The sequence below is a fragment of the Bradyrhizobium sp. FW305-F6 genome (assembly GCF_058782905.1).
In genome coordinates this window covers 941,338-954,388 of the sequence record NZ_JBYSYD010000002.1, presented here as the reverse complement: position 1 = coordinate 954,388, position 13,051 = coordinate 941,338, and the positions used below count along the sequence as shown (strand labels likewise).

The 13,051-nt window shown below is 65.3% G+C and carries 11 protein-coding genes; 7 read left to right on the top strand and 4 right to left on the bottom strand.

What is annotated here, in order from left to right; all coding sequences use genetic code 11:
* Window positions 1–19 precede the first annotated feature (19 nt).
* From AC3WLX_RS15810 to AC3WLX_RS15790, 5 genes are all read left to right on the top strand, one after another.
* A complete protein-coding gene (locus AC3WLX_RS15810; RefSeq protein ID WP_492336638.1) occupies window positions 20–1,600 on the top strand; it encodes an ABC transporter substrate-binding protein in 1,581 nt (526 codons plus the stop codon).
* A gap of 60 nt (window positions 1,601–1,660) precedes the next feature.
* On the top strand, window positions 1,661–3,085 hold the full coding sequence (locus AC3WLX_RS15805) for an amidase (RefSeq protein WP_492336637.1): 1,425 nt from the start codon (window positions 1,661–1,663) through the stop codon (window positions 3,083–3,085).
* 57 nt (window positions 3,086–3,142) lie between these two features.
* Window positions 3,143–4,432 (top strand): aminotransferase class III-fold pyridoxal phosphate-dependent enzyme, encoded by a 1,290-nt coding sequence (locus AC3WLX_RS15800; protein ID WP_492336636.1) that lies wholly within the window; start codon window positions 3,143–3,145, stop codon window positions 4,430–4,432.
* Window positions 4,433–4,664: 232 nt separating this feature from the next.
* Window positions 4,665–4,826: a DUF2934 domain-containing protein gene (locus AC3WLX_RS15795; RefSeq protein WP_291621598.1), complete on the top strand. Its 162-nt coding sequence runs from the start codon at window positions 4,665–4,667 to the stop codon at window positions 4,824–4,826.
* Window positions 4,823–5,008 (top strand): hypothetical protein, encoded by a 186-nt coding sequence (locus AC3WLX_RS15790; RefSeq protein ID WP_291621600.1) that lies wholly within the window; start codon window positions 4,823–4,825, stop codon window positions 5,006–5,008. Before AC3WLX_RS15795 ends, AC3WLX_RS15790 begins: the two co-directional genes overlap by 4 nt.
* Window positions 5,009–5,284: 276 nt before the next feature.
* On the opposite strand, the gene AC3WLX_RS15785 is transcribed toward AC3WLX_RS15790, so the two are convergent.
* Entirely contained in the window at window positions 5,285–7,072 is a 1,788-nt protein-coding gene (locus tag AC3WLX_RS15785) for a peptide ABC transporter substrate-binding protein (RefSeq protein WP_492336635.1), read from the bottom strand.
* Window positions 7,073–7,338: 266 nt separating this feature from the next.
* On the opposite strand from AC3WLX_RS15785, the gene AC3WLX_RS15780 reads away from it, so the two are divergent.
* A complete protein-coding gene (locus AC3WLX_RS15780; protein WP_492336634.1) occupies window positions 7,339–8,364 on the top strand; it encodes a putative FMN-dependent luciferase-like monooxygenase in 1,026 nt (341 codons plus the stop codon).
* A 20-nt stretch (window positions 8,365–8,384) separates the two neighbouring features.
* Here the strand turns inward: AC3WLX_RS15780 and AC3WLX_RS15775 are convergent, their stop codons facing one another.
* Together AC3WLX_RS15775 and AC3WLX_RS15770 are read right to left on the bottom strand one after the other, a co-directional pair.
* Window positions 8,385–9,899, bottom strand: a complete 1,515-nt coding sequence (locus AC3WLX_RS15775; protein WP_492336633.1) for a helicase HerA domain-containing protein — start codon at window positions 9,897–9,899, stop codon at window positions 8,385–8,387.
* Window positions 9,900–10,003: 104 nt separating this feature from the next.
* Complete coding sequence (locus AC3WLX_RS15770; RefSeq protein ID WP_492336632.1) at window positions 10,004–10,822, bottom strand: YkgJ family cysteine cluster protein; 819 nt, start codon at window positions 10,820–10,822, stop codon at window positions 10,004–10,006.
* A gap of 447 nt (window positions 10,823–11,269) precedes the next feature.
* Here AC3WLX_RS15770 and AC3WLX_RS15765 point away from each other — a divergent pair, with 447 nt between their 5' ends.
* Window positions 11,270–11,854, top strand: coding sequence for a LysE family translocator (locus AC3WLX_RS15765; RefSeq protein ID WP_492336631.1), 585 nt, complete (start codon window positions 11,270–11,272; stop codon window positions 11,852–11,854).
* A gap of 27 nt (window positions 11,855–11,881) precedes the next feature.
* On the opposite strand, the gene AC3WLX_RS15760 is transcribed toward AC3WLX_RS15765, so the two are convergent.
* Entirely contained in the window at window positions 11,882–12,946 is a 1,065-nt protein-coding gene (locus AC3WLX_RS15760; RefSeq protein ID WP_291628829.1) for a ketopantoate reductase family protein, read from the bottom strand.
* Between the last annotated feature and the right edge of the window lie 105 nt (window positions 12,947–13,051).

The window sequence follows — 13,051 nt, the reverse complement described above, 5'->3', positions numbered from 1 at the left end:
GTCGCTTAGAGAGGGTGCCATGAACCGACGAGACTTTCTGAAGGTCGCAAGTTCGGCCGCTGCCTCGATGGCCGCGCCCAATCTGGCCTCGGCGGCGGGCGAGAAGGTCGTGACCTTCGTTCCGCAATCCGATCTGACCTTGCTCGATCCCGTGCAGACGACCGGCCTCGTCACCCGCAACCACGCGCTGATGGTGTTCGATACGCTTTATGGCGTCGACGAGCATTTCGAGGCGCAGCCGCAGATGGTGGCCGGTCACCAGATCGACCGCGACGGGCTGCGCTGGACGTTGACGCTGCGCGACGGCCTGAAGTTCCACGATGGAGAGCCGGTTCTGGCGCGAGACGCCGTAGCCAGCATCAAGCGCTGGTGGAGCCGCGACGTTTTCGGCGGAGACCTGCGCGAGGCGACGGCCGAGCTCACCGCGGTTTCCGACTACAAGATCGTGTTCGAGCTGAAGAAGCCATTTCCCCTGCTGCCCTATGCGCTCGGCAAGCCCTCGAGCGTGTGCCCAGTCATGCCCGAACGCCTGGCGCTCACGCCGGGCACCGAACAGGTCAAGCAGATGATCGGCAGCGGGCCCTTCCAGTTCGTGGCCGACGAACGCGTCGTCGGATCTCAGGTCGTGTACAGGCGCTTCGGCGGATATGTGCCGCGATTTTCTGGCGCTGCCAGCTTCATGGCCGGACCCAAGGTCGTGCATGTGGACCGCGTGATCTGGCGCGTTCTGCCGGATGCGGCCACGGCCGCGGCAGCCCTCCAGGTCGGTGAAGTCGACTGGTGGGAGCAGCCGACACCAGATTTGCTGCCGCTGCTTGCCAAGCGGCGCCACCTCAAGGTCGAGGTCAAGGATACCGGGGGTTATCTCGGGATGATCAGGCTGAATCATCTCGTGCCTCCGTTCGACAATCCCGCGATCCGGCGCGCCATTCTGTCCGCCATAAGCCAGTCCGAGTTCATGACCGCGGTGATGGGCACCAATACGGATTATTGGAAGGACAATGTCGGCTTCTTCCTGCCCGGCTCGCCTTACGCCAACGATGCCGGCATGGACGCTTTTGCTGGAGCGCCGAACTACGCCAAGGCAAAGCGTGACCTCGAGGCAGCCGGCTACAAGGGCGAGCGTATTGTCTTCGTCGTTCCGACCGACCTGCATGCGCTCAATTCCATGAGCCTCGTCGCTGCCGACATGTTCCGAAAGATCGGGCTCGAGGTCGACTATCAGGTCTCCGATTGGGGCACCGTCCTGCAGCGCATCGCTTCGCAGCGCCCCCTCGATCAGGGTGGCTGGAGCGCATGGTGCAACTACGTGCCCGGCGCGTCGGCGATCAATCCTGCGGCACACTCCTATCTGAGGGGGATCGGGCGGGCCGGCACGTTCGGCTGGCCGCGCAGCGAGAAGATCGAGGCGCTGCGCCTGGCGTTCCTGTCGGCCCATGGCGAGGACAGAATGCGCCTCGTACGCGACATCCAGACGCAGGCGATGCAGGACACCCCTTACCTGCCGCTCGGGTACTTCGCGCAGCCGGCGGCATATTCGCAAAAGCTCAGTGACATTCCCTCGGGCTTCTCGCAGTTCTATGGTGTGAAGAAGGCTTGATTTTCGAAGCTGCTGAAGCGTTGCGACGGCGGCCGACGCAGACATAGGACGGCTGACGACATGAACGACTTGCATGCCGAGATGGGCTACGCGACAGCCCTGGAATTGAAGGATCGTTACGATCGCCGCGAACTCTCCCCGGTAGAGACCGTCTCGGCTATCCTGCAACGGATCGAGGCGCTCGATCCGGCCATCAACGCGTTCTCCGTCGTCATGCGCGACGACGCCTTGGCCGCAGCCAAGGACTCGGAGCGGCGCCTGCGCGACGGCGAGGCACGTCCTCTCGAAGGGGTGCCGGTCACGATCAAGGATGCCTTCGATGTGGCCGGCTACGAGACCGCGACCTGTTCGCACGCACTGAAGGGCGCGGTTGCGGCCGGCGATAATGTCGTCGTCGCGCGGCTGCGCGAGGCAGGGGCGGTCATCCTGGGCAAGACCACAATGTCGGAGCTCGCCTGGTCCGGCATCAGCCGCAATCCGGTGACGGGCGTGACGCACAATCCATGGAAACGCGGATTCAACGCCGGCGCCTCATCGGCCGGCGCGGGCGCTGCGGCCGCAGCCGGCTTTGGACCGCTGCATCTCGGCTCGGACGGCGCCGGCTCGATTCGAATGCCGTCCCATTTCTGCGGCGTCTTCGGGTTGAAGCCGACCTATGGACGGGTCCCCTACGCGCCCGTCTCCAACAACGACTACGCCACCTATATCGGACCGATGACGAGAACGGTGTCCGACGCCGCGCTGATGCTGGAGGTCATGGCCGGTCCGCATCCGCTCGACCACACGTCCTGCGAAGCTGGGCCCGATGCCTACCGCGCCAAGCTCAGGGCCTCGATGAAGGGCAAGCGCATCGCCTTCAGTCCGGATCTCGGTCACGCCCGCGTTGACGACGAGATCGCGGAGATTGTCGAATCTGCGGTCAAGGTTTTTGCCGGGGAGCTTCAGGCAGAGGTGGAGAACGTGACCCCATCGTGGGGGCCGCTCGGCCCGGAACTGGGGCGTTTCTTCTGGAAGGTTCTCTGGGGAAGGCGGGCCGGGCTGCTGCCGGAGTGGGAGAGCCGGATGGGCAGCGATCTCGTCGCCTGCATTCGCGCGGGAGCCGACTACTCAGCAACCGACTTTATCAACATGCGTGAGCGCAAATTCGCCTACGTCGCGCAGATATCGACCTTCCTGGAGGACCGGGACTATCTCGTTACGCCTGTGGCCTCCGTTGCGGCGTTCCCGGTGGAACGCGTCAGGCCGGAGCATTGGCCCGAGCACGATTGGGATTGGCTCGAATGGTCCGAATTCCTTTACCCCTTCAACATGTCGAGCCACCCTGCGGCGAGTGTGCCCTGCGGGATGACCCGCGCAGGTCTGCCGGTGGGTCTGCAGATCGTCGGCCGGCGCTTCGACGATCTCGGCGTCCTGCAGGCCGCAGCCGCCTTCGAGGCGGCGAGGCCGTGGAGACAGCTACGTCCCGCGATCGCGAATGCGAGCTAGAGACCACGACGTCGGTCACGACGAGGCGCGGGCCCCTCCAATCTCACGGGGACATTCATGAAGAGAAACTCCAAGGATACCGAACTGCGCGAACGTGCCCGGCAGGTCATCCCCAAGGGGATGTATGGACATGAGTCCGTTGCCTTGCTGCCGGAAGAGTTCCCCCAGTTCTTCTCGCGGGCGCAAGGAGCCTATCTCTGGGATTGCGATGGCAATCGCTATGTCGACTACATGTGTGCCTTCGGTCCCAATCTGCTGGGCTATCGGCACGGCGTCGTCGAAGAAGCCGCGCAGGCCCAGGCCGCGATGGGGGACACGATGACCGGGCCGTCCGAGGCCATGGTCGTGCTGGCCGAGGATCTCGTGGCCATGATCGGCCACGCCGCCTGGGCCATGTTCTGCAAGAACGGCAGCGACGCGACGTCGATGGCGATGGTCACGGCGAGGGCATATCGGGGTCGCAACAAGATCCTGGTGGCCAGGGGCACCTATCATGGCGCGGCGCCCTGGAACACGCCCAACATGACGGGCATTGCCCCGGAAGACAGAGCCCACATCGTCTATTTCGACTACAATGATCTCGACAGCGCGGCGGACGCGTTCCGCAAGGCGGACGGCGATGTCGCCGGTGTGTTCGCGACGCCGTTTCGCCACGAGACATTCGCCGACCAGTACACGCCGTCGACCGAATATGCGGTCGGGCTGAGAAAGCTTTGTGATGATGCCGACGCGTTGCTGATCCTGGACGAGGTGCGTACCGGCTTCCGCCTCTCGCGCGATTGCAGCTGGTCCGTCCATGGCGTGCAGCCGGATCTCAGCGCATGGGGAAAGGTGCTCGCCAACGGTTATCCGATCTCGGCACTTGTCGGCTCGGAGAAGGTGCGCGGCGCCGCATCCAGCATTTTCGTGACCGGCTCTTTCTGGTTCTCTGCCGTGCCGATGGCGGCAGCCATCGCAACCCTTCGCGAGATCAGAACGACCGATTATCTCGAACGGATCATCGCCAACTCCACCCGGTTGCGGGCGGGCATCGCAGCCCAGTCCTCCGCGCACGGCATTCCGGTTCGGCAGACCGGTCCTTCGCAGATGCCGCAGATCCTGTTCGAGGACGATCCCGACATGCGGAAGGGTTACTTCTGGACCGGCTTTGCGGTGCGATCGGGCGCCTATCTTCACCCCTATCACAACATGTTCTTCAACGCCGCCATGACGGCGGGGGACATCGACAATACGCTCGACATCACCGATCGCGCCTTTGCCGAACTGAAGCGGCGGTTGCCCACCTTACCGGCCCAGTCGAACGACTTGCTGCTGCAACGTCTTATGCCGTCACGGAAGGGGAACTGACGCCGGCCTGGGTCCGGGTCGTCGCATGAGGTCGCGACCGCTTCACTTCTGACGGTCGGCTCTGACAAGGGCGTGACCTCTTGCAGGTCCTCAGAGGCGCGAAGGAACTCTTGCCCATGGTCGACGCTTGAATCCGCGGGTCAGCGTCGCCGCCGATGCTGGCCTGCACGGCCCCGCCTCCAAGCCCCCCATACCCCCCACGGTGGGGCCGTGCTTCCAACAGGAGGTGCAATTGTCCGAGCCGACCGAACAAGACATCAGAGAACGCGCGCATCGCCTGTGGGAGCAGGCCGGCAAGCCGGAAGGGCGCGAGGAGGAATTCTGGCACGCCGCCGAGCAGGAGCTGCGCAACGAGGATGGGTCGAACACGCTGCGGACCCCGGATACGCTGTGACCGAAAGGACCTGCCCGTTCTGCCAGGGTCTCGGATGGGTCTGCGAAAACCATCCGCTCCGGGTCTGGAGCGACAAGCTCGGCGGCTGCCGCTGCGGCGAGGGCATGCCCTGCGCCTGCAACGCGGCGGAAGACCCTGAAGTCAGGGTGGTGATCGTGGAAGCGGACACGACCTGGCACTAAGCGTGGCCTGCAAAAGGAAAAGCCGCCGGGTTCTTCACCGTGGCGGCTTCGCAAAGTCCATAGCTGTTGATCGTCTTCCCAGCCTCGTGCGTACCGCCGTTACCTTGTTTGCGGCCATGCCCCATCTTTGTAGGGCATGCTACTCGATTCTGCTGTGATCTGGCGCACACAGTGGAGGAATTACTGGCCGCAACTGAACTTGTGCGACCTACGTTCACGTCGTCCTTCGGCGCATTGTAGGGTGCCTGGGAGCTGCGAGTCCTAGCCGAGCTCCCCTCAGGTTCGATACCACGCCGCCACATTCCACGTGATGGTGTCCCAGCCCGAAATGTCGATCATCAAATTGTTGACGCTGGCGTTGACGATGTGGCGCGAGAGCAGCGGCAGGAACACGTTGGCCCCGCAGAAGATCTCGTCGACCTTCATCAGCAGCGCGGCGCGCTTGGCCGGATCGAGCTCGTTCTGGGCCGCCTTGTAGGCCTTGTCGGCTTCTGGATCTGAATAGCGCGAGTTGTTGCGGCCCAGCCATTTGTTGTCCTTGGTGGCGATCTCCCAGGACACGCACTGGTTCAGCAGGCGCTCCGGATCGGGCTGCGGCTGCGTCGTATTGTACATCTCCATATCGGCATAGAATTTCGAATAGGTGTCGGGGTTGCCGACGTCGGAGGAGAAGAACACCGAGGCGGTGACCGCCTTGATCTCGATCTCGATCCCGGCCTTCTGGCAGGCCTGCTTGATGATGGCCTGGGTCTTCTGCCGCGGGGCGTTGGTCGAGGTCTGGAACACGTATTTCAGCCTCTTGCCGTCCTTCTCGCGGACGCCGTCCGCGCCCTTGGTCCAGCCGGCCTCGTCGAGGATCTTGTTGGCCTTGTCGATGTCGAACTCGTATTTGAGCTTCGGCGACTTGAACTGCTTGGGCGCGTTGACGAAGCTCGCGGTCGCAACCGCGCCGCGGCCGTAGATGAACTTCTGGATCGAATCGCGGTCGATCAACAGGTTGATCGCGCGGCGAACGGCGGGATCGGATAGCGTCGGGTGCTTGGACTTGACGCTGGAGCGCTCGCCATCGACCTCGGTCCAGGGGTCCGTCGTGTTGAGGATGATGAACTCGACATTGCCCGACGGCGTGATGTCGAGCTTGCCCTTGCCGCCCGCCTCCATGCGCTTGAGGACCTCCTCCTCCACCTGCATGTTCCAGGCAAAGTCGTATTCGCCGGTCTGCAGCACCGCGCGCGCCGCGGAGACCGCGTCGCCGCCGCCCTTGACTTCGACCGCGTCGAAATGCGGCTGGTTCTTGATGTGATAGTCGGGATTGCGCTCGGCGCGGATCATGTCGCCCGGCTTGAACTCGACGAACTTGTAGGGGCCGGTGCCGACCGGCTTCAGATTGCCGGGCGCCTCGCGCGACTTCGCGCCGACATAGTCGCCGAAATGATGCTTCGGCAGGATCATCCCGACCGAGCCGACGAACGGATCGGCCCAGAAGGGCGTCGGCGCCTTGAAGTTCACCTTGACCGTATGGTCGTCGATCTTCTCGACCTTGATGTCCTTGTAGGAGCCGGTCGTATAGGCCGCGGTCGCGAGATCGGCGGCGTATTGCCAGGTGAAGACGACGTCGTCGGCCGTGAACGGCTTGCCGTCATGCCATGTCACGCCCCGTTTCAGCTTCCAGATCACGCTCAGGCCGTCGGCGGCAAGGCCGCCGTTCGCCTTGGTCGGAGCCTCGGCGGCGAGGCAGGGGATCAGGTTGCCCTCCTTGTCCCAGCCGGCGAGCGGCTCGAAGAAGATGCGCGCGGCGATCTGGTCCTTGGTGCCGAGCGCGAAATGCGGATTGAGCAAAGTGGGTGCCTGCCAGAGCAGGATCTTGAGCGTGCCGCCGCCGCCGGCCTTGGTCGGCTTGTAGGAGAGCGTAGCGTTTGCCATCGCCACGTCGTGCCAGGCCAGGATCTGGCTCGCGATCGGCGCCGCGATCCCGACCGCCGCCATCGTCCTGATGAACGAGCGCCGCGACAGCGTGCCTTGCTTCACCTCTGCGATCAGATTGCGGATCTCGTTCTCGTTCATCGGATGCCCTCCACCTTCATGAAGAAACGTCGTCACCGGCTCAACGCTCGCCAGTTCAGCACGTCAGGCTCGGGGGTGTCAAAGAGGGCGGGCGGGCCTGAGCGTCGCAGCCGCGAGGGAGGGAGCGCGACGCTCATCGATGCGAGCCCGCCATTCCCGGATACGCGGGAAGGGGCGAACCCGCGAGCAAACCTGGCACCATGCCCGCTTGTCTGGAACCGCGGCAACCGACATCATCAGGCCGTGACCATCCTCGCAGGGGTCATATGAAACGCTTTGCGAACCTGAAGCGCCTGGGCTTCTTCACACGGCTGCTCGACGAGGCCTCGGCCGCCGAGCGGTATCGCATCGCCGCCGAGCAGATCGTCCACGCGGAACAGGCGGGGCTCGATTCCGCGTGGATCGCGCAGCATTTCCACGAGCGCGAGGGCGGACTGCCGTCGCCCTTCACCTTCCTCGGCTACGTCGCCGCACAAACCTCGCGCATCCGCCTCGGCACCGGCATCGTGACCTTGCCGCTAGAGAATGCGGTGCGGGTGGCGGAGGACGCCGCGGTGCTCGATCTCCTCTGCAACGGCCGCTTCGAGCTCGGCGTCGGCACCGGCGGCAATCCATCGGCATTCGCCGCTTTCGGCCTCGACAGCGCCCGGCGCAACGAGGTCTTCGCCCGCAATCTCGACATCGTCCGCCAGGCCCTGACCGGCAAGCCGCTTCATGGTGGCGACACGCTCTATCCGCAGCGGCCGCAGCTGGACAAGCGCATCTGGCAGGCTACGTTCTCGGTCGCCGGCGGCGTCCGCGCCGGCGAGGCCGGCGATGGTCTGTTGCTCTCGCGCACCCAGCCGCGAACCAAGGAGGCGCCGAACGCGTCGCTCGCCGAGATCCAGTATCCGATCATCGATGCCTATCTCGCAGCGCTGCCGCGGGGCTGCGAGCCGCGCATCATGGCCTCGCGCAGCGTCTTCGTCGCCGACGACCGTGGTGATGCGCTGCGCTTTGCAGACATAGGATTGCGCCGGGCGCGACCGCAGTTCCTCAAGGGCGGCCACGCCGATCCGGGCGAGGCGCTGGAGGCGATGATCGCGGCGTTCGACACCCATGTCGGTGATGCCGGCGACGTCATCGCCTCGCTCGCCTCGGATACCACGCTGGACCGGGTGACGGATCTCGTGTTCCAGGTGCATTCGGTCGACCCGCCGCACCCGCATGTCCTGCGTTCGATCGATCTCGTTGCGGGGACGGTCGCGCCGGCGCTGGGCTGGACACGCGCTGCGACCGTCTCGCCGCGATGAGGCGTTCCTGATACCGCAGCTCAGAGCGACGCTGCGCGTAGTGCGGGCTCCGCCGCCAAATCGTCGCCATGGGGATCGCCCGGCGCGGTGGCCCAGGCGAGCTCCACCAGCGTCACGATCCGGCGGCCGGCGCCGTCGAGCTGGACCACGATCAGGCCCTGCTCCTCCATATAGCTCAGCAGCCGCTGCGCCCGGCGCAGCGAATGCGAGCCATAGGCGCGCGCGATCGCGGCGTCGCCGGGGCAGGGCCAGCCTTCCTTCGCGGCGCGCGCGATCATCATGAACACGCCCTGCATGTCGTCGGGCAGGATCGAGGCGCGCAGCGACACGTCCTGCCAGGCGTCGTCGTCGGTGAGATCGGCGCCAAGCCCGGCGCGCGCATGGGTCAGCATGCGGCGGAATTCGTTGAGATCGGGCACGGCCGCGCCGAGCCCCTCGATGCGGCAGCGGACCACGAACTCCTGATAGAGCACGCCGATGGCGCGGAAGCCGGCATCGGGCTCAGCCATCACGGCGCGTAACGTGCGATCCACGCGCTCGCGCCGTTCGGCGAGCTCCTCGGCACTGACGGGAATCTCGACCGCTTCTGGCCGGATCTCCGGGACCGCGGCGGCCTTCGCCGCGCGAAGCTGCTCCAGCAGATCCGGTGCCGGCCGTCGCTGCGGCCGGCTGGCATCCGGCGGCGGCGCCGCCAGGATCACGGCGCGCGCATCCTCCAGCATCGCCTCCGGCAACGGCATCAGCCGCGGCGTCGAGTTGCGCGGTGAGGTCTCGGTCGGGCCGATGTTCAGACGCAAGGGGCGGCGCGACAGCGCAGGTCCCAGCGCCATGAACTGGCCGCGCTCGAGATCGCGAAAGGCTTCGGCCTGCCGCCGCTCCATGCCGAGCAGGTCTGCGGCGCGCGCCATGTCGATGTCGAGGAAGGTCCGGCCCATCAGGAAGTTCGAGGCTTCCGCCGCGACGTTCTTGGCGAGCTTGGCCAAACGTTGCGTCGCGATGATGCCGGCGAGCCCGCGCTTGCGGCCGCGGCACATCAAATTTGTCATGGCGCCGAGCGAGAGCTTTCGTGCTTCGTCCGAGACTTCGCCGGCCACCGCAGGCGCAAACAGCTGCGCCTCGTCGACGACCACCAGCATCGGGTACCAATGGTCGCGGTCGACGTCGAACATCCCGCCGAGGAACGCGGCGGCCCTGCGCATCTGGTTCTCGGCATCCAAGCCTTCGAGATTGAGCACGGTGGAGACGCGATGCAGCCGCGCGCGCTCCCCGGCGACCTGAAGGCCGCGCTCGGTGTGGTCCTCGGCCTCGATCACGAGATGGCCGAAGCGCTCGGCCAGCGTGACGAAGTCGCCCTCGGGGTCGATGATGGCCTGCTGCACCCACGGTGCGCTCTGTTCCAGCAGCCGCCGCAGCAAATGCGACTTGCCGGAGCCCGAATTGCCCTGCACCAGGAGGCGGGTCGCCAATAGTTCCTCGAGGTCCATGGCGGCCGCGGCGCCTGCCGTGGTCTGCCCCATCTCGATCGCAACCGTCATGTCCCCGACTCAAGTCCCGTCATTCGCGGACAGGGGCTTATCAATCCAGCCGGGGCGCGTCGAGCGGTGCGGGGTGAATCATGCCGCGTTGCCTACGGCAGCGTTTAGGCGTGGCCGGACAACCGGAGTAGTGCGGGCCGGTACGGGGGCTGCGGATCGTCGTCCTCGTTCGCTGGAATCGCGCACGAGCCGAGTTCCTGCCTGATCCGCTCGATCTCGGCGATGCGCTCGTGAAGCCGCTGCAAATGCTCGGGCGATGTCGCCCGCCAGAACCGGAAGGTATCGGCCGTGAGCGGCAGGAAGGCGGTGCCTGACAGCGTCGGCTCGGGAACGATGGTGCGTCCAAGCAGCAGGAAGCGGTCGTTGCCGGCGACGACGAGCGTGGCATAACCGCGGTTGCCGATTCGCCTGATTCCGTTCAGCGACCATTCGGCTAGCCGGCTGAAATACGGCTCCTCGCGCCAGCGGTCCGGACAATCGTCGTCCACGGTGACATTGACGGCGTCCTGGCTGAAATGCACCACGAGGCCGGCCTGCTCCGGGAACCAGTCGTCATCGAGATGGCCCTGAAGCCAGGCGCAGGTGAACGACCGGCACATTTGCGGGCGGCGGTCGTAGATGGTGCATCCGGTCCCCTGTTGCCAGTGCCTGCACAGCTGGTTCACCGGCTTGTCGACAGCCGCCACTTCGAGGATATCGCAGCAGGCGTTGCACGAGCCGCATTGCCGGGCCGGACGCGCCGCCTTCGGCAGGCCGGTCGCGCGGAACCCGTAGCCGTCGCGGACCAGCAGCTTCTGCTTCTCCAGCGCGGTCAATGCACGTTCGATCTTGAGACGGGATAATCCGGTGGCGTCGATCACGCCCTTCATGGTCGTCGCGCCTGCCTCCACTGCGCGGACGACGCTCAGCATCGCCTGGTCCATTCTTCTTTTTCTTGTTCTCTCAGTCGCATTGCGATCGCGCCGGACGACAGACCGGCAAACAGGTTTCTGAAACCTGACTTAGAAACATATAGCACTCATCTTCTTGGCGCTGGCAAGGATGCGAGCCCTCCGTGCGCGCATGCGGCGCTTGCGGGAATGACGGACCGGCGCGTCAGGGGAGGTCGTTTCGCCCCCGAAATTGGCGCGCTTCGCTGCGAAGCGCCGGTGATGGCACTGCGCACGCGATTGTCTCACCCAGTCGTGATTCGCCGCTCCGCAAGCGCGCGATGTGAAGGGCCCTTGAGCGTCCGGGTCCCTGAAGGGCATCGTCGAGTTCATGCCACACCGGGAACAGTGCCGCGCCGAGCCACACGAGAGCGGAAGCGTTGCTCGGCCGGAAATGACGCAGATCAAGATCCGCGCGGCCTGGACCTGCTATCTGGCCGTATGACTTTTCTGACCTTCTTCACGGCGACCTATTTTCTGCTGGCGGTGCCGGGGCCGACCAACACCTTGCTCGCGACATCGGGTGCAGCGGCCGGCATCTGGCGCTCCCTTCACCTGCTCGCGGCGGAGCTGTGCGGCTATCTGCTGGCGATCGCGGTGCTGCGTCTGGCGCTTGGTCCGGTCATCAGCGACATTCCGATCGCGGCGCTCGTGCTCCGCGTCGCCGTGACGATCTACGTCCTGTGCCTCGCCGTCATGCTCTGGCGCGTCAACACGCGCGCGCTGCGCGACGGCGCTGCGGTGACGTTCGGTCAGGTGCTGCTGACGACCTTGTTGAATCCGAAAGCGCTGGTTTTCGCTTTCCTGCTCCTGCCTCTAAGAGCCGGGCCGCTCGAACTGCTGCCCTGGCTCGGCGCAATCGCACTTCAGATCGTCACCGCAGGCGCCGCGTGGATCATTCTCGGGGCAACGCTCGGCCGCGGCGCCCGTCGCCTCGGGCGTCCCGACCTCGTCACGCGCACCGGCGCGGTGACGCTGGTCGCCGTGACCGGCCTGATCTGGCTGCAATCATTTCTGACGGCCTGAGCGCCGGCGTCGCTGGACGCGGCGGCGCTACTGCGACCCGGAGCCGCCTTGTACGATCCTCTCGTTCAGCTTCTGGTCCACGGTATCGACCGTGCGGTCGATCTCGGTGTTGGGCACGCCGAGCTGATGTGAGATCAGCTTCACCAGGAGATCGACGCGCTCGATGAAGGGCGCGCCGCTGGCGACCGCGCGCGCCGCCGACGACGGCTTGAGCAGGCTCTCCGCGGCCTTGGCGTATTTCGCGAACGGCACCTGGTCCTGGGGATCGGCGCCGAGGCGGCGGGCGATCGCATCGACATGCTCGTAGATCGTCTGCGAACGCGCAAGATCGCCATGCACGGCGTCGCGGATCGATTGCGGCTCGTTCGGCGTGATGCAGCGGTAGTTGCCGGTGAGTAGCATCGACCATTTGGCCAGGGGCACGAACAGCGAGTCGAACACTTTCAGCTTTACCGGCACGTCGTGGCCGCCGAGCGTCACCGCGTCGATGTCGGCCTCGAGCTCGCGCAGCAGCTTGTTGTGCTTTTCGTCGGCGAAGACCGATGCCTTGAAATTGGTGGGCAGGCCGACATGAAGCACGTTGGCGGCTTCCTCCGGCGGACGAAACGCCTGAGGGTCGGGCGAGCACAGCGTCACCAGGCCCGGCTCGAACCGCTCCCACACCTGCGCATTGGTGTAGGCCTCCTCGAGATCCATGTCGGCGAGCGCCGGAATCCGCTTCAGGTAGGGTAATGGCGGCATGTTCATGATCGACAGGCACGGCAGCCGCGCAGCGGCGATCTTGATCATGAGCACGCGCACGGTGTGGTTGGTGTATTGCGGCTCCTGCATCGCAAGGCCGACCAGATCATAGCGGGAGAGATCGACATTGGCGGGCGTCACCGCATCGAGCTTACCGGGCAGGTCGCGCGAGAAGATCGCACGGTGCACCGCCTCGTCGCGCAGCTTGATACGCACCTCGGTACCGTCGCGGTTGATCAGCTCCGCAGTCTTGGCGCGGCAGACCAAGGTCACGTTGTGCCCGGCCATCAGCAGCTTGGTGCCCAGCAGCGAGCCGTAAGAAGCTCCGAGAATCAATATGTTGCGCGCCATGCTTCATCCCTTGAAGATCTGTGTGATTTTCAGCCCCATCCGTCATCCGCGGTCGGGTTTTGGCGGCATGTAAAGCGAAGTGCGGGAGGATGGCAACTGGGATAA

Coding starts and splice junctions, on each gene's coding strand:
- AC3WLX_RS15785 (WP_492336635.1), bottom strand. CDS start 7,072: ATGAACGAGAACGAGATCCGCAATCTGATCGCAGAGGTGAAGCAAGGC.
- AC3WLX_RS15765 (WP_492336631.1), top strand. CDS start 11,270: ATGACTTTTCTGACCTTCTTCACGGCGACCTATTTTCTGCTGGCGGTG.
- AC3WLX_RS15805 (WP_492336637.1), top strand. CDS start 1,661: ATGAACGACTTGCATGCCGAGATGGGCTACGCGACAGCCCTGGAATTG.
- AC3WLX_RS15775 (WP_492336633.1), bottom strand. CDS start 9,899: ATGACGGTTGCGATCGAGATGGGGCAGACCACGGCAGGCGCCGCGGCC.
- AC3WLX_RS15800 (WP_492336636.1), top strand. CDS start 3,143: ATGAAGAGAAACTCCAAGGATACCGAACTGCGCGAACGTGCCCGGCAG.
- AC3WLX_RS15760 (WP_291628829.1), bottom strand. CDS start 12,946: ATGGCGCGCAACATATTGATTCTCGGAGCTTCTTACGGCTCGCTGCTG.
- AC3WLX_RS15780 (WP_492336634.1), top strand. CDS start 7,339: ATGAAACGCTTTGCGAACCTGAAGCGCCTGGGCTTCTTCACACGGCTG.
- AC3WLX_RS15810 (WP_492336638.1), top strand. CDS start 20: ATGAACCGACGAGACTTTCTGAAGGTCGCAAGTTCGGCCGCTGCCTCG.
- AC3WLX_RS15770 (WP_492336632.1), bottom strand. CDS start 10,822: ATGGACCAGGCGATGCTGAGCGTCGTCCGCGCAGTGGAGGCAGGCGCG.